The organism is Brevibacillus sp. HB1.1 (assembly GCF_013332445.1).
Lineage (GTDB): Bacteria > Bacillota > Bacilli > Brevibacillales > Brevibacillaceae > Brevibacillus > Brevibacillus porteri.
Window position 1 is genome coordinate 197,902 of sequence record NZ_JABMIV010000008.1, and the last position, 23,731, is coordinate 221,632.

At 47.8% G+C, this 23,731-nt stretch carries 26 protein-coding genes and 1 pseudogene; 5 read left to right on the forward strand and 22 right to left on the reverse strand.

Features of this window, described 5'->3' with window-relative positions:
* Nucleotides 1–3: 3 nt before the first annotated feature.
* Together HPY27_RS20665 and corA are read right to left on the reverse strand one after the other, a co-directional pair.
* The gene (locus tag HPY27_RS20665) at nt 4–717 is read right to left on the reverse strand and encodes a DUF421 domain-containing protein (RefSeq protein ID WP_017247571.1); all 714 of its coding nucleotides are present in this window, start codon (nt 715–717) and stop codon (nt 4–6) included.
* 67 nt (nt 718–784) lie between these two features.
* Nucleotides 785–1,762, reverse strand: a complete 978-nt coding sequence (gene corA, locus HPY27_RS20670; protein ID WP_007717563.1) for a magnesium/cobalt transporter CorA — start codon at nt 1,760–1,762, stop codon at nt 785–787.
* A 131-nt stretch (nt 1,763–1,893) separates the two neighbouring features.
* On the opposite strand from corA, the gene HPY27_RS20675 reads away from it, so the two are divergent.
* On the forward strand, nt 1,894–2,310 hold the full coding sequence (locus HPY27_RS20675; RefSeq protein ID WP_017247569.1) for a TIGR04086 family membrane protein: 417 nt from the start codon (nt 1,894–1,896) through the stop codon (nt 2,308–2,310).
* Nucleotides 2,311–2,359: 49 nt separating this feature from the next.
* Here the strand turns inward: HPY27_RS20675 and yajC are convergent, their stop codons facing one another.
* The 9 genes from yajC to HPY27_RS20720 all read right to left on the reverse strand — a co-directional run bounded on the left by yajC (nt 2,360) and on the right by HPY27_RS20720 (nt 9,814).
* Complete coding sequence (gene yajC, locus HPY27_RS20680) at nt 2,360–2,680, reverse strand: preprotein translocase subunit YajC (protein WP_017247568.1); 321 nt, start codon at nt 2,678–2,680, stop codon at nt 2,360–2,362.
* Nucleotides 2,681–2,698: 18 nt separating this feature from the next.
* Nucleotides 2,699–3,829: a tRNA guanosine(34) transglycosylase Tgt gene (tgt, locus tag HPY27_RS20685; RefSeq protein ID WP_007717557.1), complete on the reverse strand. Its 1,131-nt coding sequence runs from the start codon at nt 3,827–3,829 to the stop codon at nt 2,699–2,701.
* A 117-nt stretch (nt 3,830–3,946) separates the two neighbouring features.
* Nucleotides 3,947–4,975, reverse strand: coding sequence for a tRNA preQ1(34) S-adenosylmethionine ribosyltransferase-isomerase QueA (gene queA / locus HPY27_RS20690; protein ID WP_173622460.1), 1,029 nt, complete (start codon nt 4,973–4,975; stop codon nt 3,947–3,949).
* Nucleotides 4,976–5,018: 43 nt separating this feature from the next.
* Nucleotides 5,019–6,953 carry a SpoIID/LytB domain-containing protein gene (locus HPY27_RS20695; RefSeq protein WP_069850505.1) on the reverse strand — a complete coding sequence of 645 codons (1,935 nt, stop codon included), beginning with the start codon at nt 6,951–6,953 and terminating at the stop codon, nt 5,019–5,021.
* Between the two features lie 173 nt (nt 6,954–7,126).
* Complete coding sequence (locus HPY27_RS20700; protein WP_012685583.1) at nt 7,127–7,345, reverse strand: DUF2905 domain-containing protein; 219 nt, start codon at nt 7,343–7,345, stop codon at nt 7,127–7,129.
* Complete coding sequence (gene ruvB, locus HPY27_RS20705) at nt 7,342–8,340, reverse strand: Holliday junction branch migration DNA helicase RuvB (protein ID WP_012685582.1); 999 nt, start codon at nt 8,338–8,340, stop codon at nt 7,342–7,344. The genes HPY27_RS20700 and ruvB overlap by 4 nt, the downstream gene beginning before the upstream one ends.
* Before the next feature lie 4 nt (nt 8,341–8,344).
* Entirely contained in the window at nt 8,345–8,962 is a 618-nt protein-coding gene (gene ruvA / locus HPY27_RS20710; protein ID WP_012685581.1) for a Holliday junction branch migration protein RuvA, read from the reverse strand.
* A complete protein-coding gene (ruvC, locus tag HPY27_RS20715) occupies nt 8,959–9,459 on the reverse strand; it encodes a crossover junction endodeoxyribonuclease RuvC (protein ID WP_017247564.1) in 501 nt (166 codons plus the stop codon). The genes ruvA and ruvC overlap by 4 nt, the downstream gene beginning before the upstream one ends.
* A 163-nt stretch (nt 9,460–9,622) precedes the next feature.
* Nucleotides 9,623–9,814 carry a hypothetical protein gene (locus HPY27_RS20720; protein ID WP_017247563.1) on the reverse strand — a complete coding sequence of 64 codons (192 nt, stop codon included), beginning with the start codon at nt 9,812–9,814 and terminating at the stop codon, nt 9,623–9,625.
* Between the two features lie 129 nt (nt 9,815–9,943).
* On the opposite strand from HPY27_RS20720, the gene HPY27_RS20725 reads away from it, so the two are divergent.
* Complete coding sequence (locus HPY27_RS20725; protein WP_174225835.1) at nt 9,944–11,032, forward strand: hypothetical protein; 1,089 nt, start codon at nt 9,944–9,946, stop codon at nt 11,030–11,032.
* An 86-nt stretch (nt 11,033–11,118) separates the two neighbouring features.
* Here the strand turns inward: HPY27_RS20725 and HPY27_RS20730 are convergent, their stop codons facing one another.
* Nucleotides 11,119–11,691, reverse strand: a complete 573-nt coding sequence (locus tag HPY27_RS20730; protein ID WP_017247561.1) for a BofC C-terminal domain-containing protein — start codon at nt 11,689–11,691, stop codon at nt 11,119–11,121.
* A 217-nt stretch (nt 11,692–11,908) separates the two neighbouring features.
* Between HPY27_RS20730 and HPY27_RS20735 the strand changes: the two genes are divergently transcribed.
* Nucleotides 11,909–13,897, forward strand: coding sequence for a bifunctional 2',3'-cyclic-nucleotide 2'-phosphodiesterase/3'-nucleotidase (locus HPY27_RS20735; RefSeq protein WP_174225836.1), 1,989 nt, complete (start codon nt 11,909–11,911; stop codon nt 13,895–13,897).
* A 55-nt stretch (nt 13,898–13,952) separates the two neighbouring features.
* Here the strand turns inward: HPY27_RS20735 and HPY27_RS20740 are convergent, their stop codons facing one another.
* Together HPY27_RS20740 and HPY27_RS30400 are read right to left on the reverse strand one after the other, a co-directional pair.
* Nucleotides 13,953–14,981, reverse strand: a complete 1,029-nt coding sequence (locus HPY27_RS20740; RefSeq protein WP_017247559.1) for a phosphotransferase — start codon at nt 14,979–14,981, stop codon at nt 13,953–13,955.
* A 183-nt stretch (nt 14,982–15,164) separates the two neighbouring features.
* Nucleotides 15,165–15,851 (reverse strand): hypothetical protein, encoded by a 687-nt coding sequence (locus HPY27_RS30400; protein WP_256436655.1) that lies wholly within the window; start codon nt 15,849–15,851, stop codon nt 15,165–15,167.
* 147 nt (nt 15,852–15,998) lie between these two features.
* Here HPY27_RS30400 and HPY27_RS30175 point away from each other — a divergent pair, with 147 nt between their 5' ends.
* Nucleotides 15,999–16,427, forward strand: coding sequence for a hypothetical protein (locus HPY27_RS30175; RefSeq protein ID WP_254612953.1), 429 nt, complete (start codon nt 15,999–16,001; stop codon nt 16,425–16,427).
* Between the two features lie 125 nt (nt 16,428–16,552).
* Here HPY27_RS30175 and HPY27_RS30645 read toward each other — a convergent pair.
* The 6 genes and pseudogenes from HPY27_RS30645 to HPY27_RS20770 form a co-directional block, all read right to left on the reverse strand.
* Nucleotides 16,553–16,675 (reverse strand): annotated as a pseudogene (locus HPY27_RS30645) (LysM peptidoglycan-binding domain-containing protein); the annotation flags it as partial.
* A gap of 80 nt (nt 16,676–16,755) precedes the next feature.
* Entirely contained in the window at nt 16,756–17,619 is an 864-nt protein-coding gene (gene pheA, locus HPY27_RS20750) for a prephenate dehydratase (RefSeq protein WP_017247555.1), read from the reverse strand.
* A gap of 22 nt (nt 17,620–17,641) precedes the next feature.
* Nucleotides 17,642–18,571, reverse strand: a complete 930-nt coding sequence (gene thrB, locus HPY27_RS20755; protein ID WP_174225838.1) for a homoserine kinase — start codon at nt 18,569–18,571, stop codon at nt 17,642–17,644.
* Nucleotides 18,568–19,650, reverse strand: a complete 1,083-nt coding sequence (gene thrC / locus HPY27_RS20760) for a threonine synthase (RefSeq protein WP_174225839.1) — start codon at nt 19,648–19,650, stop codon at nt 18,568–18,570. Before thrC ends, thrB begins: the two co-directional genes overlap by 4 nt.
* Nucleotides 19,650–20,951 (reverse strand): homoserine dehydrogenase, encoded by a 1,302-nt coding sequence (locus tag HPY27_RS20765; RefSeq protein WP_017247552.1) that lies wholly within the window; start codon nt 20,949–20,951, stop codon nt 19,650–19,652. Before HPY27_RS20765 ends, thrC begins: the two co-directional genes overlap by 1 nt.
* A 38-nt stretch (nt 20,952–20,989) precedes the next feature.
* A complete protein-coding gene (locus HPY27_RS20770; RefSeq protein WP_017247551.1) occupies nt 20,990–21,433 on the reverse strand; it encodes an ACT domain-containing protein in 444 nt (147 codons plus the stop codon).
* Nucleotides 21,434–21,618: 185 nt separating this feature from the next.
* Here HPY27_RS20770 and HPY27_RS20775 point away from each other — a divergent pair, with 185 nt between their 5' ends.
* Nucleotides 21,619–21,771 (forward strand): hypothetical protein, encoded by a 153-nt coding sequence (locus HPY27_RS20775; protein WP_007728640.1) that lies wholly within the window; start codon nt 21,619–21,621, stop codon nt 21,769–21,771.
* Nucleotides 21,772–21,821: 50 nt separating this feature from the next.
* On the opposite strand, the gene HPY27_RS20780 is transcribed toward HPY27_RS20775, so the two are convergent.
* A complete protein-coding gene (locus HPY27_RS20780) occupies nt 21,822–23,000 on the reverse strand; it encodes an NAD(P)/FAD-dependent oxidoreductase (RefSeq protein ID WP_017247550.1) in 1,179 nt (392 codons plus the stop codon).
* 43 nt (nt 23,001–23,043) lie between these two features.
* A complete protein-coding gene (locus HPY27_RS20785; protein WP_007728644.1) occupies nt 23,044–23,499 on the reverse strand; it encodes a helical membrane plugin domain-containing protein in 456 nt (151 codons plus the stop codon).
* Nucleotides 23,500–23,731 lie beyond the last annotated feature (232 nt).

Sequence of the window (23,731 nt, forward strand, 5' to 3'; positions counted from 1 at the left end):
CGCTTATTGCAGCGGCTTGTCTTTTTTGTCCAAATACATGATGCCACGTTCGTCAATGCTGCAAAAAGAGACATCTCGAATGTCTTTGATTCCATATTTCCGGATTTCTCGTTTCAGCCACAGCTGGTTTTGTCCGATCTTGTTCAATGCCTCCGTCCTCACCTTGCCATCGAGAATCAGTGGGATGGGCAGACCTTTGTACGAGATAGGACCGACTTGTGGCTTCTTCATCAACGATAAATCTTCCCTCGTAATCTTTTCTTTTTGCTCCTTTAAAAACACACTCATCTGTCCAGTTGGCTCCAACAACGCAAATTCAACATCGGCAATGTTTTTTACGTCTTTTTGCCGCAGATGTACCATCAAATCATCCATGTTCAAGCGATTGCGACGCATCGCCTGCTCCCTGATTTGCCCATTTTCTATAATCAAATCGGCAGAGCCGTCCACTGTATCGCGGAATTTCTTGCTCTTTAATGACAGATAAGCGAAGGCGACTTCCAATAAGGCAATCAACAGCATCGGCAAATAAAACCGAAGGGCAGGCTTATCGACATCCTCAATCGCCAGTGCAGCCATTTCTGCAAGCATAATCGAAATGACCACATCAAAAACGGACAGCTTTCCCAATTCCCGTTTTCCCATCAACCGCACTAAGATCAGGAGGAAAAAATACGAGAAAAGGGTGCGAAGTAACACCATTGTAAGATTATCCACTTACGCTGCCCCCCAAGAACATTTGATACTAGTGTTCAACAGGGGGCAGGGAAAGTATTAGCACCAATTACAGCCACTTTCGCTTGCGGAAAATGTGAAGCATGGCAAACGTCATGGCTAGCATAATCACGAGTGCCACGATCAGCATATACGGTTCTGCTTCTTCACCCAGCCATGCGAAAGTATTCATCCCGAATAGTCCGGTGATAAATGTCAACGGAAGGATGATCGTGGAGATGATCGTAAGAACCCGCATCGTCTCCGTTGTTTTGGCGCTAATGATGGTATAGTACGTATCCAACGCACCGTTTACCAGATCACGGAAGGTTTCCGTTGAATCGGAAATCCGCTCCAAGTGGTCTGTTAGGTCGGTGTAGAACGGAACGTTTTCCTCGGAAATATCGAAGGAGTAACGGCCATTGACGTTCGCGAAAATTCTTTTTTGCGGCATGATCACACGCCTGATTAAAATAATCGTTCGCTTCAACGCCAAGAACTCTTCGGTAATTTCCTCCATCTGATGCTCATAAATCTCGTCCTCCAGCTCGTCAATCCGCACACTAATCCGATCAATAATGGGAAAATATTCATCGGTAATCCCGTCTACAATGGCATACAGCAAATAGTCAGGACCTCTGTTCAAGTAAGAAATGTTGCGGTGACACATGGCAGCGATCCGACCGATGGTATTCATCGGGGACTTGTGGATCGTCACGATGTAGTTAGGGCCGAGAAAAACGTTCAGTTCTACCGTTGTGATCTCGTCATCACTTTCTTCATTGTAACGCAGGGCGTGAAAAACGAAGAAATAGTAGTCATCGTACTTGTCTACCTTGGCACGTGGACTGACGTGCAGGCAGTCCTCAATTGCCAGCGGGTGAAAGTCGAAAATCTTGGCAATATAGGGCAGTTCATTGTTTCCCACATCATACAGATCGATCCAGAGTAGATCCTCTGGTGATTTCAGCCATTGATCTTTCGTTGCCAGATCAACGTCGTGAAACATCTTCTGTTCAGAGTGGTTATAAAAGTACGTTTTGATCAATCTTCCTCACCCCCGTCTCGTTCCCCATCCATCATACGAAAATTCCTATCAATGTTCAACGCGAAGATGAATACGTGAGCCAAGCCTCTCATATAGATGTACAAACACTTCCAATAAAGGGGGTACATACCGTGCGAAGTGCATCTACCTCTGTACTGACAGGTCTATTGTATACGACATGTCTTGTTTTAGTTGGAGCGTTGCTCGCGACCTTGCTCCTTAGCTTCACCTCGTTACGGGAAGGCACGCTGCCCTATTTTACGTACGTAATCAATGCCATCGCCCTCTTGATCGGGGGATTCGTTACTGGACGTCGTTGCGGCGGCAGGGGCTGGTACTACGGCGGACTTACCGGACTCACTTACTTCCTTTTCATCCTCTTGATCGGTTTCCTCGGCTTTGACGCCCCTATGCAATGGGGGACCTTCCTGTTCTTGTTCGGCGCTTTCGGAGTGGCAGCGTTAGGTGGGATTCTCGGCGTGAATTCGGCCAATTCCAACAACAAGCATAAAAGCGGTAAACCTAAAGTTATCAAGCCTCGCCGCTAAAACAAGACAGAAAAAAGCAGGTGGATCACCCACCTGCTTTTCGCATGTATTATTTGGATTCTTCTTTTGCTTCTTCGCTCTTCGCTGGTTCACTCTTTGCAGGTTCGTTGCTGGAAGAAACTACGCTGTTGATCGCACCACGATCGAACGTAACGTTCACGTTATGAGCAATACGCAAAGTGATAGTATCATCAGACAGGTCTTGGATCGTTCCATGCACTCCACCGATTGTTACGATCTTGTCGCCTTTTTTCAGAGCACCAAGCATAGCGTTGCGTTGTTTTGCCTTCTTTTGTTGCGGACGAATCAGCAAGAAGTAAAAAATCGCAAACATGATGATAATCGGTAAAAACTGAGTCAAGCCATCCATGAAAAAAATCCCCCTCGATTAAAAAGATCTATCTTCACCCAATCCATATTGAGCGAAAAACTGGTCGCGGAAATCTTGCAAGCGGTCTTCGGCAATCGCCTGACGCACCTGTTCCATTAACTTCACCAAGAAATGCAAGTTGTGGTAGGTAGTTAATCGGATGCCAAAAGTTTCCTCCGACTTGACCAGGTGTCGGATGTAAGCACGGGTGTAATTTTTGCAGGTGTAGCAATCGCAATTTGGATCAAGCGGGGTAAAGTCGCGCGCGTATTTTGCATTGCGGATGACCAGTCTTCCCTGGCTTGTCATGCATGTCCCATTGCGGGCAATTCTTGTCGGCAACACACAATCAAACATGTCGATGCCGCGGATCGCTCCGTCGATAAGCGCATCTGGTGAACCAACCCCCATCAAATAGCGGGCTTTGCTTGTCGGAAGCAGTGGAACGGTGTGCTCCAGCACTTCATACATCAAAGGAAATGGTTCTCCCACACTCAAACCGCCGATCGCGTATCCTGGGAAATCCATGGAAACGAGATCGCGTGCACTTTGTGCGCGCAAATCGTTGAACATGCCACCCTGAACGATTCCAAACAAAGCTTGTTCGTTTGGACGAGTATGTGCCTTCAGGCAACGCTCTGCCCAGCGGGTTGTTCGCTCCATTGATTTTTTTACGTAATCGTACTCCGCAGGATACGGAGCACACTCATCGAATGCCATGAAAATATCGGCACCCAACGCATTTTGAATCTGTGTAGCCTCTTCAGGACCAATAAACAGCTTTTCTCCGTTTAGGTGAGAACGGAAGGATACTCCTTCCTCCGTGATCTTACGGAGGTTACTAAGGCTAAATACTTGAAACCCGCCGGAATCAGTCAGAATGGCACGGTCCCAATTCATGAAGCCGTGCAATCCACCCGCCTCGCGAACAATTTCATGCCCTGGACGAAGAAACAAATGGTACGTATTACTGAGGATGATGCCCGCGCCAAGTGCTTTTAACTCCTCGGGGCTCATCGTCTTTACTGTCGCTTGTGTACCGACAGGCATAAAGACAGGGGTGTCAATCGTCCCATGAGGGGTATGTAGCTTACCGAGACGTGCACCAGTTTGCTTGCATGTTTTGATTAACTCGTAGCGTACAGCCAAATCTTTGCACTCCTCAAGCTATGTATGTAAGTCTTACCTATTATAGAAAAACTTCTGGGTGAAGTAAACCCACCTGACTAATAAGTATACACTTATACAGGTGGGTTGTTCACATTTTTATAAAATGAACATCGCATCGCCAAAACTGAAAAAGCGATACTCCTCTTCCACAGCCGTTTTGTAGGCACGCATCACATTTTCTTTTCCAGCCAAAGCACTCACTAACATAACCAGCGTAGACTTCGGCAAGTGGAAATTCGTCAGGAGCCCGTCCAGAATGGAAAACGTGTAGCCCGGATAAATGAAAATATCCGTCCAACCAGAGGTTGCGACCAGCTTTCCTCCATTCGCGCGCCCTACTGTCTCCAATGTGCGGCATGATGTCGTCCCGACAGCGATTACTCTTCTACCTTCTGCTTTTGCCTGATTCACCAGCTTTACTGTTTCCTCGGGAATCTCATAGTACTCCGCGTGCATGACATGCTCTTCCACGGAATCGGCTGATACAGGGCGAAAAGTCCCAAGTCCCACATGCAGGGTCACGTAAGCCAGCTGTACGCCTTTGGCAGCGATTTGCTCCAAGTACGGCTTCGTGAAATGGAGACCGGCTGTCGGAGCTGCTGCCGAGCCGCGCTCCTTCGCATAGACTGTCTGGTAACGCTCACTGTCCTCCAGTTGTGCGTGAATATACGGAGGCAAAGGCATTGAGCCTAATTGGTCGAGAATCTCATAAAAGATACCCTCGTACAAAAAGCGCACGATTCGTCCACCCGTCTCTGTCACGTCTTCACATAGACAACGCAATAGACCGTTACCAAAAACCACTTCTGTCCCCGGCTTCATCCGCTTCCCGGGCTTCACCAGCGTCTCCCAGCGATCATCCCCCAGTGATTTCAACAAAAGGATTTCTATTTTTGCACCAGTCTCCGCCTTTTCTCCAATCAATCTGGCAGGTAAAACGCGGCTGTCATTCATGACGAGTACATCCCCTGCCTGGAGGTGATCGATTAAATTGGTAAATTGCTGATGAACGATATTACCTGTTTGTTTCTCTAATACGAGCAATCTCGATGATGTTCGGTCTTCTAACGGGTGCTGGGCAATCAAATGCTCCGGCAAATCAAAATCAAATTGTTGCACGTCCACGAAATCGTTACTCCTTTTTGCGGTAGATCTTGTGGCAAACGACTTACTTTTCGATTGTCACATCCTGGTAGTAGTGTTGCAAGATATCTTTGTAGTCATACCCTTCCTCTGCCATCGCACGAGCTCCGTATTGCGAAACACCAAGTCCGTGCCCAAAGCCAGTACCACGGAAGATGAATTGCGAACCATTGATCATTTCTACTTCAAACTTCGTGCTGCGCAGAGAGGAGCCACCTTGTTGAAAAACAGATCGGAAAGCATCCGGTGAAGATACGACGATCGGCGTCCCATTTGCTTCCATCGCGATCACACGTCCAGATGGACCGCGTTCTGTCACTTTCAGGCTCGTTACGTTCCCTGAAATGCGTGGAGCTTTGTTCTTGTCATGCGCGGCATTGATCATGGCTGCAACCTCTGTAGAGGTAAACGGTCCACGCGTCCACGAATACGCATTTTCTTCTTTTACTTCTGAGAGGATTGTTACTTCTGCGCCAGTAGGGAGTACCGACAACACACGATGAGTTGTTGTGCTTGGACCTGAGCGCAAATTGGTATTCTCGGTCGAAATGACCGCTATTCTTTGTCCCGCTGAATTGCTCTGGCCTGTTTCGGTGACTAGATCATTTCTTACATAGCCGAGCGATCCATCTGCTAAAGCCACGCGATACCATACGCTCGCATTGTCCATTGGATATGTGTCTTTACTCTCGACAGATCGCAAATAAGGAACTGGATTGCCCCATACTTCTGTGCCGTCCGCCGTCATACCGCCCGCATTGGAATAGAAGAGCGACTCAGCTGGTTTGCCTTGGTAGTAAATGATTTCGCCTTCTGTCTCGTCGACAGCCTCACGTACATCATCAGACTCTTTTGTATAGCCATAATACGCCTGTTCGAAAACCGTATCGGACACATTGGCAACTTCATACTTATTGCCTTGCCACACAGCACGAGTTCTCGACAGGACCGCCTGTGTTTTCAAAGCTTCCACCGGCCAGCCTGGAGCCATCTCAGAGCCAACGACTCCATATAAATATTCTTCCATTGGAAGCTCATTTACTAGCGTCAAGTGACCATTGTATTCCGACAGCTCCATCTCGCCGCGATATGTGCGCTGCTCTCGTTCTACAACGCCAATCACCGATTCATCGCCTGCTTTATTCGCTTCAACTGTCAGCTTTACTTGAGGGGAGAATACATATTTCCAAATCATTTCATCTGGTGATCCGTATACATCCTGCTTCAATATAACATAAGATTGGCTGGCTGGCTCCTGATAGGAGAAAGAAGGAAATGCGGCGTTTGCTCTTCGTTTCAATTCTTTCACAGCATCAGGACTAACCTCGTCTCCGATCCAAACCGCATATTTGACTTTATCCCCATCTGATACCATCACGGGATAAGCAGGAATACCGGCTGCTTCAAATGACGCTTGCCATTCTTGCGCTTCCTTTAAGCTTTTGAATTTACCCGCTTCGAGTCGATGCGGACCTTTTACCAGCGGATTCTGCCCGATTGCTTGGGCAACCGTTTTTGCCTGATTGGCTGCAGCCTGATACGTGTCATACGTTCCGCTTACGACCTGATAGACGGTCTGACTGTTACGTTTTGTCACCTGGATTGAGCCCTCGTATTTTCGTTGGCTCATTTGCTGTGCAATCTGCTGTGCGCGATTCCAGTCACCTGTTTCGGCAACGATCAAATGATATTCATCAACCCGGTAACGAGCTGCATCTCCCTTTAATTCAGGTAAATCTGTCTTGCCCTCGGGTCCATTGAGCACGACTCCCATTCCATTTTCAGCAGTTAGCGTAACGGAAGGAACTACTCCCCGATAGCCTTGTCCTGTATCGACAAATAGCGCAACTCTGATATTGTCGCCGGCAGCCTGCGCTGGTACTTGTCCTCCTACGAGAACTACTGATAGCAGGCCCACCGAAAGGACTTTCCCCATCCATTTCTTTCTCATGTCGTCCATTGTCCTTTCTCCACCTGATTTTGTCTAAGCTTGATTTCGTCAAAAATTGGCATGTCTTCCCATGTTTTTCGACAATCGCAGGCTGATCTCCTGCCTTTTTCGTAAAATGGGACCAAACACCCGCATGCAAAAAGACCACCGGAACAATGAGCTCCGATGGCCTTCACACTTGCCTATTTAAACAGCCGGAATAAATACATGCCAAGAGACAGGACGATGCTAATCACAATACAAGTCACAATCGGAAAGTAGAACTTGACGTTTTCCTTTTCTACCACGATATCTCCCGGCAAACGCCCCAGTGGCAAAAATCTGCCTCCTACCTGCCACAAAAGACCGATTACGATTAAAGCAGCACCACCAATAATAAGTAGCTTGGCTACAGGATTCACGATTTCATCTCCCGACCAAAGTGTTGGTACGCACTCGGGGTGAGTACACGCCCCCGCGGCGTCCGCTGCATAAAGCCGATCTGCATGAGATATGGCTCGCAAACATCTTCCACCGTTTGTGACTCTTCTCCAATTGTTGCTGCGATTGTATCCAGCCCAACCGGTCCACCGTCAAAGCGATCAATAATCGCTAGCAACAGTTTATGGTCAATATGATCAAGACCACAGGCATCCACTTGCAATCTTTCCAGTGCTTCTTTGGCAATCTCTGTCGTAATGACGCCTTCACCTTTTACTTGGGCAAAATCGCGAACCCGCTTCAGCAAACGGTTTGCCACCCGGGGTGTTCCACGCGAACGTCTGGCAATCTCCTCTGCCCCGCCTTCTCGAATGACGACCTGCAAGATGTCGGCTGCCCTCGAAACGATAAAGGTCAGTTCCGGAACTGTATAAAACTCCAGGCGATTTACAACCCCAAAGCGATCTCGAAGCGGCGCGGACAGCATTCCAGCTCGCGTCGTGGCCCCAACCAGTGTAAAGGGCGGCAAATCCAAACGAACACTGCGAGCGCTTGGCCCCTTACCGATAATGATGTCCAGCGCAAAATCCTCCATAGCCGGATACAAAACTTCCTCGACGCTTCGGTTGAGCCTGTGAATCTCGTCGATAAACAGGACGTCGCCTTCTTGCAAATTCGTCAAAATCGCCGCCAAATCACCCGGACGCTCAATAGCCGGACCTGACGTCGTGCGGATGTTCACACCCAGCTCATTTGCGATAATTTGCGACAAGGTCGTCTTCCCTAGACCAGGCGGACCGTACAGCAGTACGTGATCCAATGACTCTTTTCGCATTTTCGCTGCTTCAATAAAAATTTTCAGGTTTTCCTTTACGTGTTGTTGACCGATGTATTCGTTTAAATAGCGAGGACGGAGGCTCAGCTCCGCCGCATCTTCTTCCCAATTCATATGCGTCGTGATGATCCGAGAATCCAAAATCCTACCCCCTCATGAGCAACGCAAGCCCTTGTTTGATGAGCTTTTCTACACCATCGCCCTCTTTTGATTTCTCAGACAGCGTGTTTCTGATTTTTTGCAGTTCACCATCAGAGTAACCCAGTGCGGTCAATGCATCGAGCGCTTCGTTCAGTGCAGATACAGCTTGCTCGCCTGCTGTCAAATCACCCGCTGCAACAGTCAAAATCGCAGATGGTGTGTATCCTACCAATTTATCCTTCAAATCAAGGATAATGCGCTGGGCAGTCTTTTTCCCAATCCCCGGAAATTTCGTCAAATAGGTAACATTCTCCTGTTGAACCGCCATCACCAACTGCTCAGGCGTCGCTGCAGCCAGAATGGCCAATCCGCCCTTTGGCCCGATTCCGCTAACATCAAGCAGTTTACGGAACAAATCGCGTTCGTCACGGGTAGCGAAGCCGTACAGCAGAATGGCATCCTCCCGCACATGGTGGTGGGTAAACAATTTGGTTTTGTTGCCTTCATACCGAACGAATTGGTACGGGTTTGGGCAAAACAGTCGATAACCAATTCCGCCCGTTTCGATAACTATGTATTCCGAATCGAGATAACTAAGTGTACCTTCTACAAAATCAATCATTTCTTGACCCCTTCCGAAATGGAAATGAACGCGCGAAACTGTGCGTGCGTAATCGCAATACCCAATGCGTCCGCCACGTCGTCAGGCTTTGGTACTTCTTTTAACCGCAATAGGAGCTTCGTCATTTCCTGAATTTGTTTCTTCTCTGCTCCCCCGTAGCCAGTCACGGCTTGCTTGACCTGCATCGGGGTATATTCATAGACCGGCACACCAGCCAGCTCTGCCGCAAGCAAAATAACCCCTCGCGCTTGACCAACTGTAAAAGCCGTCGTCACATTTTTATTAAAGAAAAGTTTTTCGACCGACATTTCATCGGGACGATATGTTTCCAGAAGGCTCTGCATTGCCTCAAAAATCTGTTTCAATCTAAGCGGTACTGACAATCCTGCTTCTGTCTGGATGCTTCCATATTGGACGGGACGCAATTGGCTGCCCTCTTTATCCACAACCCCGAAGCCAACAATCGCAATACCAGGGTCAATTCCTAAAATGCGCATAGTCCACTCTCCGTGAGCAAAGATTCTACTCTCTACTGTAACACAAAGCATCCAGAAAGCGAACGTGTATTTCCATTTTATATCCGAGTTCAAAAAGTCGACTTTTTGAACAATCTTATAAAAAACCCGCTCCTTATAAAAGGAACGGGTTATACGGTGTCTGTTAGTGTTTGTTCATTCCGAGTGAATCCGACACATCATGCTGCAAGTGGGCATATTCGTCCACGCCACTTTGCATGTGCTCTTTGATCTTGTTGATCTGTTGGTAATTGAGCTTGTTGTGCCCCTGGTTCAACTGAACGTACAAACGCTGATGGAACTGGTCTTTGTAGCTACCTCTAGGCATGGTAGACATGGTCTAAAGACTCCTCCTTCGATCACCGTATGAAATCAGTATGGCGTAAGCGCAAGGGCGTTATGATACCAAGATTTACGCAACATGAGCCAGACATTTAATTGAAACGATAAGCAGTGGAGGTGTTGGTTGTTGCGAAGCAAAGTCCTTATTTTTTGTATATGCCTTTTCGTAATCGCACTGTCAATGCCACACTCTGCATTTGCCAAGGTCAAGAATGACATCACGGTCACCGTTTCAGTCTCACCTGAGTCCTCTTTCCAAACGACCATGTCCTTCCGTGATCAAAAGCAATTTACGAAGCGGCTATTAGGCTCTACTACCGAAGTCGCCTCCTACAACCCCCACTGGATACGAGCTACACTGACCGTAAAAAAACGAACGTATGTATATGATCACGATGGACAGCTTTATGAAAAAGAAATGCCCCGCCGTTATGTTTTGGCAAACGATGTTCGCCAGCGGATCGAAGAAATGGTCAAGTCCGTTGAGGCAGTCCATTTTGCACATGCCATACCCTGGGAACAGGTGAAAAAAACGTTGAAACGGATGGAATTCGGTACCGTGATTGATTTAGAGACAGGACAACGTTTTGATGTCCAGCGCAGAGCAGGTAGTCGCCATGCCGATGTCCAACCGTTGACACGCAAGGATACACAGATCATGAAGAACATTTATCAGGGAAAATGGTCGTGGAAGCGCAGAGCCATTCTGGTAGAGGTAGACGGTACTTATTTTGCAGCATCCATGCACGGAATGCCTCACGGCGCTGGCGCGATTAAAGGAAATGAATTCCCGGGGCATTTTTGCATCCACTTTTTCGGCAGCTCCACTCATCGACGCACAGAGCCCGATCCTAGTCACAGCATGATGATTCTAAAAGCCTCCGGAGCACTTGCGACTACAATAAAAGGGGCGTCTCCAGAAGAGCTGGTCGGTTATTTCCTCACTGCGTTGCATGAGCACGACACCCATGCAATGCGAATGACAACGGACGGATTCTCACTTCCTGAAGGGCTGTCCGCGATCGAATCTGTGCGAACGTCAGAAATCGTCATCCCGTCAGATGAACGTGGCCCCCTCTTGATAGAGGTTCCTGTTCGGCTCACGTACATCGCCCGGGAAGGCGGTAATTTCCGACGAACATGGAAGTTTCTTTTGCGCCGCGAAGTCCCGGGGGAACGCTGGCGAATCATTGCGGTTGAACTGAATCCATAGCAATTGAAACAAAAATCCCTTTCCAGTCCAATACGTGCTTGTTACACGAAAGGCTCGAAAGGGATTTCTTTTAGGTCCACCCGTTTTCATTGGCCACTCCATTGGTATTCGCCATAGGTGGACAATACACTGTTATACTCTGCCAGATTCCGAATGCGAATCCCTCGTTTCAGATTCTCCCATTCCTCTTTTGGCAGACTCGCTTCCATTTTTGCCGTATCGATTCGATAAAAGGTCTGTACGACATCTTGTTCAGCAGGCAGACCATGAAACAGGGCAAGCATGCCGTCTGACGCTATTCCGATATGTCCATTCTCCTTGCACGCTGGCGCTATATCCTGCTCGCGTTTCATTAAGATCATCTTGACAGGTTCTGCTTGTACAATTTCCCATCCATTATAGTTGCCCATGACGTCTGCCAGTTGATTGGTACGAACTGCCACATGTTCTTCGTCTCGCACCCCACACAAATAATGGCGAGCTAAAACCAGTTCGTACGACGTCCCCGCGACTACATCTGCTTTGCCTGAATGGTTCAGTAAACGAGCAAGACCCGAATCGTTTCCGTCCTTTCCTACTAACAGGATACCGATTACGACGCCAGTGGCTAATGCTGCACCCCATGTCGCGTAAACCACCCACTGTTTTTTCTCTGTCACATAGAACCCCTTCTTTTATATAGGCTTTTCTTCCTATCATTACCACAAAGAAAGAGGGGCATACGCGACCTATGGCGGATTGACGTTATATTTTTTTATTTTTGTCAATACAAAAAATTAATATACTATTTCATCTAGCTATCTATCCAGCGTCCTATTCTAATGATAAACTATTTTTGCTTGGCATTATTGTAAACTTATGGAGGTCATTTCAAACATGAAAAAAACGAACAAAAAAATGCTGACTGCTTTCCTCCTCAGCACTTCTTTGGTTGTTGGCGCTCTCTCTTTTCCTCTTACTCCTGTAAGCGCACAAACAGATTCTGTCCTGAAGCTCCGCCTGTTGGAAACGACAGATATCCACACCAACATCGTTAACTATGACTACTATCAAGACAAAAACACAGACGAGTTTGGCCTCGCAAAAACAGCGACACTGGTCAAAAAAGCAAGAGAAGAAGCAAAAAACAGCATCCTGATCGACAACGGTGACTTGTTGCAAGGAAACCCATTGGGCGACTACGTGGCAAAAATCGACCCGTTGAAAGCTGGAGACACTCACCCTGCTTACAAAGCAATGAACCTGATGGACTATGATGTTGCCAATATCGGTAACCACGAGTTCAACTTTGGTTTGGAGTTCTTGGATACCAGCTTGAAGGGTGCAAAATTCCCTTACATAAACTCCAACGTGTATGTAGACGACAAGGACAAAAACCCTGACAATGACAAAAACATGTACACTCCTTACGAAATCCTGGAGCGCACATTTAAAGATGAGAACGGCAAAGATGTAAAACTCAAAGTAGGCGTAATCGGTTTTGTTCCACCACAAATTATGCAATGGGACAAGGCTAATTTGGAAGGAAAAGTTATCGCGAAAGACATCGTGGAAACTGCCAACAAATTCGTACCTGAAATGAAGAAAAAAGGTGCAGACATCATCATCGCGGTTCCTCACTCCGGAATTGGCCCTACCGAGGGTGGTCCTCAATTGGAGAATGCTAGCTACCAGCTGAGTAAAGTAGATGGTATCGACGCGATCCTGTTCGGACACTCCCACTCTGTATTCCCTGGTCCTGGATTCGATAAGATTCCAGGCGTTGATGCAGAAAAAGGAACGATCAATGGTAAACCAGCCGTTATGCCTGGCTTCTGGGGTAACCACCTCGGTGTGATCGACCTGACGCTGAAACAAGAAAATGGAAAATGGAAAGTGGCTGAGTCCGCTACCAAAGTAGTTCCAATCTATGACAAAGCGAACAAAGCATCCTTGGCTGATGCAGACAAAACTATCGTAGATGCAGTAAAAGAAGATCACGATAAAACAGTTGAATGGGTTCGTTCTGCTGTAGGGAAAACATCTTCCCCGATCTTCAGCTACTTTGCACTTGTGCAAGATGATCCATCTATCCAAATCGTAACCAATGCACAAAAATGGTTCGTTGAGAAAAACGTGAAGGGTACAGAATACGAAGGCATTCCTGTTCTGTCTGCTGGTGCACCATTTAAAGCAGGCGGCCGTAACGGGGTAAGCTACTACTCCAATATCCCAGCTGGTACAATCGCCATCAAAAACGTATCTGACCTGTACATCTACCCGAACACATTGAAAGCGGTTCTGGTCGATGGAGCTACGGTGAAAGAATGGTTGGAGCGTTCCGCTGGACAGTTCAACCAAATCGATCTGAAGAAAACGGATGAGCAACCACTCATCAACGAGTCTTTCCCAACGTACAACTTTGATGTAATCGACGGTGTTACTTATCAAATCGATGTTACACAGCCATCCAAATACGCTGTAGATGGAAAAGTAGCAAGCAAAGATGCAAACCGCATCAAAAACCTGTCTTTTAATGGCAAACCAGTAAAACCTGAAGACAAATTCATCGTCGTAACGAACAACTACCGTGCAAGCGGCGGCGGTGCGTTCCCAGGTCTGGATGGCAAAAACATCGTAATCGATTCTCCAGATGAAAACCGTCAAATCGTAATCGACTACATCCTGAACCAAAAAAATATCGACCCAGCAGCAGACAACAACTGGTCTTTTGCTCCAGTAAATGCGAAGCTGAACGTTACATTCACTTCTTCTCCTGACGCGAAACCATTCGCTGAAAAATTGTCCAATATCAAGTTCATCAACGTATTGGAAACTGGGTTTGCGAAATTCTCTATTGATCTGTCCAAGCCTGCTTCCAAGTAAGCTTGTCACCAACACAAACATCCCTCTTTCGAGAGGGATGTTTTGTTTTATCCGACTATCCGACAAAATGGTAATGCCCCCATGGAGAGTGCTGGAAAATTCGTTCTCCATCGTTTAAAAAACGTTGGCGATTCGCCATCACTTTGCCTTCCATTTGGATCAGCTGCATGACGCCCTTCATGTGGTAGCCTGGGCGCTGACTATACAAGCCCGTTACCTCCCGCAAGAAATTATCCGGATAGCGAAGCAATTGATGAACAGCCCATATCTGGGTATCAGATAAATAGTTGATGTTACTATAGGCTTCCATCGCTTCCACAAAGGAATCCATGCGGTAGTCTTGCATCAACAGCATTCGTGACATTAATTGTACAAGGTCAACAAGCTGAAGATCATGACCTACTGTATCAAGGTCAATCAAATAGCAATTGCCTCGCTCCGTAAGCAGAAAGTTATGACTCGCCACGTCTCTGTGCGCGAGTGTCCCCTTCTCCATGGCTAAAAACATTTCTGGCGTCAAAGGCAGCTTGTAGGCAGATTGCAGCAGCTCCTTGCCATCTCGAAGAACGTGATCTGCCTGGTGCGAAATGAGTTGCTCCAGTTTGCTCTGGGGTCCTTTCTGTTCAATCGACCACATCAACCGCTCAAAGTATTCCAAGCGGCTCTCCCATTTATCTAAAAGAGCCGGTTTTCCTTCATACGCATACGTATGAGCAATAGGAAAACCCTGAGCTGCAACATGAAAACGGGCTAATGTTTCTGCTGTTTTTTTGACATCGAAAAGAGAAGCGTTATCTGCTTCATGCCCATCAATCATTTTCATGATGGTGTAATGACGGTCTTCAAATGCAAAAATTTTGGATCCTTCATGATTCTCCACATACTGCACAGTATGATGAAAGCCCTTCTCATGTAGTGCATCCGCTAACTCTGTCACCCACACAGCTTTTTCGACCTGCTTATATCCTTTGAGTATCCAGTGGCCCCTGTCTGTTTTTAACAGGTTGACGTTTCGCTTCGGCTTCACACCGTAGATTTGACAGCGAAAAGCCTTTTCAATGGTGGATAAGATTCCTTTGTTCATCCCATACCCTCTCAGTAAGAAGAGGAATCTTCATGCCCATCTCCCCAGTTCGGCCAAACCCCTTGTTCAGGCATGGTAGCCATACACGGGGAAGGCGGGAACATCATGTTATTGTGAATATCCTGTGGAGAACGATTGTACTTGCCTTTTCGGCCTTTGTACTCCCGGACTTCAGAAGAACACTCACATGATGATGACTCCACTGGTTCCGGGCACACAGGCCTTTTCGCTCGTGGCCGCTTTAATGGCATGGGTGGAAATGGTGGTGGGCATGGATAAGGAAACGGCGGCATCGGTCTGATCGGTGGTGGGACAATTGGAAATGGATTGATTGGTCGCATTTGTTCTGGACTCACAATCGGTCGTCGATTTGGATAAAACGGGCCAATCCACGGGTTCCCGAACGGTGGGCAAGGCGGAAATGGCGGGCATGGTGGCATGAACGGCGGTGGGAATGGCGGGAACGGACGCACCTGTGGCATTGGCCTGCGCTCTTGCTCTGGACTTACCCTCGTCGATGGCTTCAGCTTCTGTTGCGGACTCACTTTTGAAGGTGGCTTGAGCTGCTGTTGTGGGCTCACCTTTGAAGGCGGCTTCATCGGCCGCAACGGACTCACCCGTGATGGTGGATAGTTTGGCTGCATCGGTTGCAACGGACTCACCCGCGGTGGTGGATAATTTGGCTGCATCGGTTGCAACGGACTTACTCGTGGTGGGTAGTTTGGCTGTATCGGTTGCAACGGACTTACCCGTGGTGGTGGATAGTTTGGCTGCATCGGTTGCAACGGACTTACCCGTGGTGGTGGATAGTTTGGCTGCATCGGTTGCAATGGACTTACCCGTGGTGGTGGATAATTTGGCTGTGGGCAAGGTGGGCATGCATATGCTGGCGGTCTTGTAGGCTGTAATGGCAAGACCTGAGTTGGTGGTCTATATGGAATGCTAGGCACATTTTGATTCGGTGGAATCGCTGGTGGATAAATATACGGACTCACTCCGGTTGGAGGTGGAGTCGGTATGAGTGGACGTATAGGAACAGGAGGAACCGGAGGAAGCACATTTGGCTTGCCTGAAATGTTCGGTGGTTTATACGGTGTTGGCTTCTCGATTGGTTTCTCGATTGGTTTTTCGATTGGCTTTTCAATCGGCTCCGTTGGTTTTGGAATAGGCTGTGTTGGTGGTGGAGGTGGTAATGTAGGTGGTGCTGTTGGCCTGACTACCTCTGGTGAAACAGAAGGGACTGGTGGTCTTGGCATTTCTTTGGGTGGCCTTGGCATCTCCTTGGGTGGCCTCGTAGGAATGGGAGCTGGCAGTGGAGTAGGCCTGATCTCCTCCCTTGATTCGATTTGCACCTCTCCTGATTCTTCTGGCTCAATTGGCCGCCTTTCGATTTGTTGCGGTACCTCCATCTCTTCCTCTTCCGTAATCGGTCTTTCTTTCACATAAGGGGCCGCCTCACTCATTGGATGGGGGGGCGTCGTTCTTTGCTGTGGTCGGACAGGAACTTGTTTCGCCGGAATCTTGATTCTCGCTCCAGGATAAATTGTATCGGGAGTTTTTAATTGACTATTAAGGCGTAACAGTTCTTTGTAATCGACGCCATATCTTTTGGCGATCTTCCACATCGTATCGCCTTTTTGGACGATGTGTATTCTCAATGTTTTTCTCCTCCCTTGCACCAAACTCCCTAACATCGTATGCAGTCATGGGCGTTTTGCTCCTTGACGCCACTCCTTTGTTGGGAGGGAGCCAGAAAAAGAAAAAACCAATCCCTCTAGGAATTGGTCTGATGCATATAAAATGGATACGTCCCGAGCTGACGAACTTGACAACCAATGGCTTCAATCTCCGCAAACGCTCCTGGCAACAAGACGTCGTCCATCTTCTGCTCAATGTCGATGACAAAATAATAGCTTCCGAGTGCCCTCTTCGTTGGACGCGATTCGATTCGAGACAAGTTTACCTTTCTCCAAGCAAAAGCAGCCAGCACTTGATACAATGCTCCTGGGAAATCTTCCGGCAGCGTGACCAGAATCGTCGTCTTTTCCTTGCGGGAAACCGGCAGATCAAGACTTTCCAGACCAACGAGAACAAAACGCGTGTAGTTATTCGAATAATCTTGAATTTGTTCACGCGCAAACTCCAATGGATAAATCTCTACGTTCAATCGAGTACCAACAGCAGCCCACGGCTCTTCTGGATGCTCACTCACCATTTTTGCTGCCAATGCCGTACTGTTTACCGTTTCGATCGCTGCTTCCGGCAAATTCTCACGCAAAAAGTTGTGGCTTTGTGCAATCGCTTGAGGATGTGACAACACTCTCGTAATCGCTGACAAAGGCAATGGGTGCTCTCTTTTTGCCACCAGCAAGTTTTGCGTAATCGGTAGTGCGAGCTCCGCCAGAATGGGCAAATCTACTTCGTGAATGAGCCAATCCAGTGTAGAATTGACTGTTCCTTCAATGGAGTTTTCCATCGGTACGACACCGTATGCCACTTCCTTTTTGGAAACAGCGTCTAGTACTTCAATAATACTTGGGTACGGAACGAAAGATAACTTTTGTCCGAGCGACAATATCCTCGCTGCTTCTTCGGTAAACGTTCCACGCGGTCCTAGAAAAGCAAGTTTCTTCTCCATGGCTACTCCTATCCACTATGGTCTATCTCTGATGGATTTCTACCTGTACGCCATTTTCGTCCGGTTGCAAGATCATCACGCGGTACGAGATGTCGTGCCCTTTCATCACTCTGTCCACAAATGCACGCAGCTTCTCTAATTCTTCATCCGAAGAGAAAAAACAGAGGATCGTCGGTCCCGCGCCGCTTAAAGCAGCCCCCAGTGCCCCGTGTTCAGTCGCTTTGTCCAGGATTTCGTTCAATCCAGGTACAAGCTTTGCTCGATACGGCTGATGCAACCGATCCGACATTGCCCGTCCCATCAGGTCGAGTCTGCCTTGTGCCAGTGCAGCAACTAGCAAACTACTATGACCCACATTATATACAACATCCTCTCTGCTGTACACCTGCGGCAAGACGTTCCGCGCTTTTTCTGTCGAGAGCATGAATTCTGGGATCACGACGAGTGTTTGCAATCCCGCCGGAGCAGAAAACCGCACATATGGAATGGAGTCTCCTGGTACTTCAGGCATCGTCGCAACAATGATACCGCCAAACATCGAAGCTCCCGCATTATCCGGATGCCCTTCTAGGCGTGTTGCCTTTTCAAACAATTGCTCACGAGTAAATGGTTCGCCAGCGAGATGGTTGGCCGCTACAAGTGCACCTACAATCGCAGCCGCACTACTCCCCAATCCCCTCGTCAGGGGAGCATCACTGGAAGCACGAATCGCCAGCTCAGGAATGGCGAGACCTGCTTCTTGAAACAATCCCGCCGCAACCTTGTACAGGAGATTGTTTTTGTCCGTCGGTGTTCCTTGCAGCTCCTTGCCCATCATCTCTACTGTCGTATGATCACTGATTTCCATTTCTACGACAGAATACAACTGGAAAGCCATTCCCAGCGCATCGAATCCAGGTCCCAGATTCGCTGTTGTTGCTGGTATGGTTACTTTTACACGTTGTCCATTCATGATACAAATTCTCTCCCAGTTTGACGAACCAACTCCATCACAGCTTCATGTGTCGCGGGAACAGAACGCGGCTCTTCACCTACCAGCTTCAAAGCGATATTTGGATCTTTTAGTCCGTTTCCAGTCAGTACACACACGATCTGGCTGCCGGGTTGAAGCCTTCCCGCCTCATGCAGCTTGATAATGCCAGCCAGCGATGCTGCCGAGGCAGGCTCACAAAACACACCTTCACTCTTCGCCAGCAAATGATAGGCATGCAAAATTTCTTCGTCCGTTACACTATCGATAAGACCGCTTGATTTCGAAATGGCATTCAAAGCGCCATCCTTGCTCGCCGGGTTACCAATGCGAATGGCTGTCGCAATCGTTTCAGGGTTGGCTACTGGTTTGCCATGAACCAACGGCGCTGCTCCCGCTGCCTGGAAACCGTACATCTTAGGCAAGCGGCTCGATTTTTTGGCTGCGAAATATTCCTCGAAGCCTTTCCAATATGCTGTAATGTTTCCGGCGTTGCCAACTGGGATGGCCAAAATGTCAGGTGCGTCCGTCAGCGCATCGCACACTTCAAACGCCGCGGTCTTTTGTCCCTCGATCCGGTAAGGGTTCACGGAATTCACCAGTGTAATCGGTTCTTTCGCTGTGATTTCGCGAACGATATCCAGCGCTTCATCAAAATTACCGTCAATCGCGATGACTTCTGCACCATAGGCGATAGCCTGAGCCAACTTGCCTAACGCGATATTGCCGTTCGGGATCAGGACGATGCAACGCAATCCTGAGCGTGCCGCATACGCCGCAGCTGCTGCTGATGTATTTCCCGTCGAAGCGCACATGATTGTGTTGCTTCCCTCTTCTACCGCTTTGGCTACAGCCATGACCATGCCTCTATCTTTGAAAGAGCCAGTCGGATTGAGCCCCTCGTACTTGACGTACAGCTCCACCCCCAATTGTTTGGAAAGATTCGGAGCGTGGATTAGGGGTGTGTTTCCTTCATGCAAGCTGACCAGCGGAGTTTTTTCTGTGATCGGGAGAAATTCCTGATAACGTGCCAAGATGCCAGACTGTCGATCAAAAGCCATTATTTGTCTCCCCCTTCTACACGGTAGCAGCTCTGCACAGTTGATACGATATCCATCTGCTCCATGTAAGCCAGTACCGCATCCATGTCACTTTTTGAGGACAGGTGTGTAATCATGATAATCTCCGCTTCACGTCCGTTGTTGAACGGTTGCTGGATGACCTGCTCAAGGGAAATATTTTTGTCTGCCAATAGCTGCGTAATTTGAGCAAGAACACCGCGTTTATCTGCAACTACGATGCGCAGGAAGTATTTAGAGAATTTTTCGCTGTCTTCTTTCAATACTTTTTCTTTGTAGGGAGCAACCATTCCGCGTCCATTCACTCCTAGCTTTCTGTTTTTGACGACAGTGACCAGGTCAGACACAACGGCGGTAGCAGTCGGCATTTCACCTGCGCCCGGCCCGTAAAACATGGTTTCTCCTACCGCTTCCCCATGTACGTACACGGCATTAAAGACACCATTTACGGAAGCGAGTGGATGGGATTTTGGAACCAGAGTCGGCTGCACACTTACCTCAATCGCCTCTTCGTCACGACGAGCCAGGCCGAGCAGCTTGATTTCGTAGCCCAGTTGTTTGCCATAAGCGATATCTTCCTTGCTCACGGAGCTGATCCCTTTTACGTCCACATCTTCGAGCTTCATCGGTACACGGAAGCCCAGCGTTGCCAGAATCGCCATTTTGCGGGCTGCATCAAAGCCCTCCACATCGGAGGTTGGGTCCTGCTCCGCGTAGCCCAGTGCTTGCGCTTCTTTCAATACCTCACTATATTCTGCGCCCTCTTGACTCATTTTGGTCATGATGTAATTGGTCGTCCCGTTGACAATCCCCATCATTTTCGCGATACGGTCTGAGGAAAACCCCTCTACTAGCGCACGCAAAATTGGTATTCCACCAGCCACGCTTGCCTCGTAGAAAACGTCACAGCCCTTTTCTTGCGCCTTCTCTAAAATTTCGGCTCCGTGCAACGCCATCAGATCCTTGTTGGCTGTTACTACGTGCTTGCCTCGTTCGAGTGCACCCAAAATGTACTCTTTTGCAGGGTGAATGCCACCAATTACTTCTACGATGACTTCAATTTCTGGATCATCCAAAAGACTAGCAGGATCTGTGGTCAGCGCGCCCTCCATGGATGAAATATTGCGAGATTTTTCCGCATCCTGAACAAGAATACGGGAAACCTCAATACTGAGGCCGGTTTGCTTTTGCAAATCCTCCTGATGCGCTTGAATGATGCGTACTACACCAGTCCCTACTGTTCCAAAACCCATTAATCCCAATTTAATGCTCTGCTTCTCCATGTCTCTCTCCCCTGCCTTTTCTTTGATTGTTTTTTTGCTTAGCCTCTACCGACGATCATCGCTTTGCGAACGCCCGGGATCAGCTGCAAGCTATCCAAAAACTCCGTGCTAGATACGCGAAGATTAGCCATATCGACTGACATGGATATAGTAGCAATCCCTTGAAGTGGTATCGTCTGATTGATGGTCAATACGTTTCCACCTTGATCTGCTACATATGTGAGCACTTTGGACAAGTAACCTGACATGTGATCCAAAGAGAACGTAAACGTCATAATTTTTTCGCTCATCATCGAATTGAACGGAAAAATGCCATCTTTGTACTTATAAAAAGCACTGCGGCTCAATCCCACCCGTTCAACCGCTTCGTTCACAGTATCCACTTCGCCGGATTCCAGCATCTTCTTGGCTTCAATCGTTTTGGCAATCGATTCTGGCAGGATGTCAGATCGAATCAAGTAGAATTTTTCTTCCTTTTTCATGCGTTGTGTCCTCCTGAGAAAAACAGTTGTTTCTTCATAGAGGACATTATAACGGAAAGCATGGAATGTGACAATCCTTATCCGCCACTTTTTTTCATCGGATCACATTTGGTTTACTTTGATTACATGAGGGGGAGCTTCTTCGCGCACAATAATGCGTATCGTATGGAGGAGGTGAAAGACAAATGGCCGGACGTGGAAAGTCAGATAAATCGGAGCGCCGTAACAATCACCCAGCTGGTAAGCCAAGCAGTCTCGAACAGTTTGGCAATGACATGCGTGGCAAAAAGATGGCACAATCCCCAAACGTGATTGAAGATCCAAGCGGAAACGGATAAACAAACACAAAAAACCCGGGATACCATGATCCCGGGTTTTCCTGATTCGATTAGTATGCCAAAGAGGACAGACCGTTGATATGAGTCAAGTAGCGAACGTTACTCGCTTCTTTCATCAAGGTTGCAGGCAGACCTTTCAGCTTCAGTTGGCTTGCACCGATTGTTCCGATCGCGTCTTTACGGCCCAGGCTACCCAATGTACCGGAGAATACCGGTTTGAAGGTATCCATTTTGGTGCCGTTGAAGTGTGCGAAGAGATTGTGACCTACTACTTCGCCCATTTGCCATGCCAGTTGCGCAGTCGGAGGGAATGGACGACCTTCTGGCCCCATTACGACCGCACTGTCACCTGCAAGGAATACATCAGGGTGAGAAGTGGATTGCAGGAATTCTGTAACAGTTGCACGTCCGCGGTTTACTTCCACGCCGCACTCAGCCACTACGCGATTTCCTTGTACGCCACCTGTCCATACCATTGTTTTGGTTTCAATGGTACCGCCATCTTTCAGACAAACTGTGGTTTCTTTCATTTCCGTTACAGGTACGCCTGTCAGGAACTGAACACCGCGTTTTTCCAAACTCGTTTTCGCACGTTCAACCAGGTCAGGAGCAAAACCAGCCAAAATGGATGGACCTGCTTCTACGCAGTAGATGGATACGTCTGCAAAGTCTACGCCGTGTTTGTGGCACAGATTTGGCAACATATCAGCGAATTCCCCAACCAGCTCGATACCGGTCAGACCGCCACCACCTACAACGAAGGTAGCATCTGCTTTATTTTTGCTCGTCTTGTATTCAATCACGCGCTCTTCGAGGTGTGCTCGCAGACGATTTGCTTCTTCTACCGACTTCAGTGTAAAGCTGTACTCTTGCAGACCTGGGATTCCGAAGAATGCGGTTTCACTACCCAGCGCAATCACTAAAGCATCGTATTTGATGGACTCGCCACTCCCCAGTGTAACGCGTTGGGAGTCGAGACCAATATTTTCTACCGTGTCTACTACGAGGTTAATCTCTTTGCCACGCAGCAATCTTTCCAGAGGGAGCGCCACGTTTTGTTCAGACAGGTTTCCTACTGCCAAGCGGTGCAGTTCCGTAATGATTTGGTGAGTAGGAAAACGGTTTACCACCGTGATCGACGCTTCTTCAGCCGTCATGTATTTACGTGCAGTCAATGCGCTGAGCAAACCGCCATAACCGCCGCCTAGAATCAGAATATGCTTCGCCATGCCCAATCCTCCGTCCTTGTCTTACATTCCATAATAAAAAATACTAGCGTTTTTGTTGTTGACGTTCTGCTGATACTTCCAGGAATGCTTGTGCGAAACGCAAAGTTTTTTGTACTTGCGGATCCTTGAGCATTTTGAGAATACCGAACAAACCGATAGTAGACTCTTCAACATGAACACGGTCATTGGCTTCAATGGCTGCTTGCGCAATACCTTTCGCTTTATCAGAGATCGGTTTTACGAACTCTTCCATTCCGCCTTTGATGTCGTCGATCAACACATGATCATTTGCTACTGTTTGTACCAAATCATATGTTTTGGTCAAAAGAGTTGTCAGTTCTGCCAATTTAGGCAGGTTCGCCACCAATACGTTAAGTGACTCTTGGATTTCTGGTTTCATCAACTGATCGAGTACATCTTGTTGCTGCGCTGGTGCCAGAGTTGCAGTGCTTGCTACTTCAGCAGCAGCTTGAGCTTGTTGCGTAGTTGTTTGAGACATAAAAAAAACGTCCTCCTTTGCTTTGGAATAGAGGCCTTTTATTCTCGATGCCTGTTCATACGAGTAACGGCCGCTATTCTCCCTGAAAATCCGGTAAAAAATTGCTTGTAACATTTTTCACAAAGTTAAGCAGAAAACGGATTCGAATAATAAAAAGTGAATGATTTCACAAGTATTTATTCAGGAAAGCGTACACAACAAATCATGAAGTGAACAGGCTCGATGTAGAACT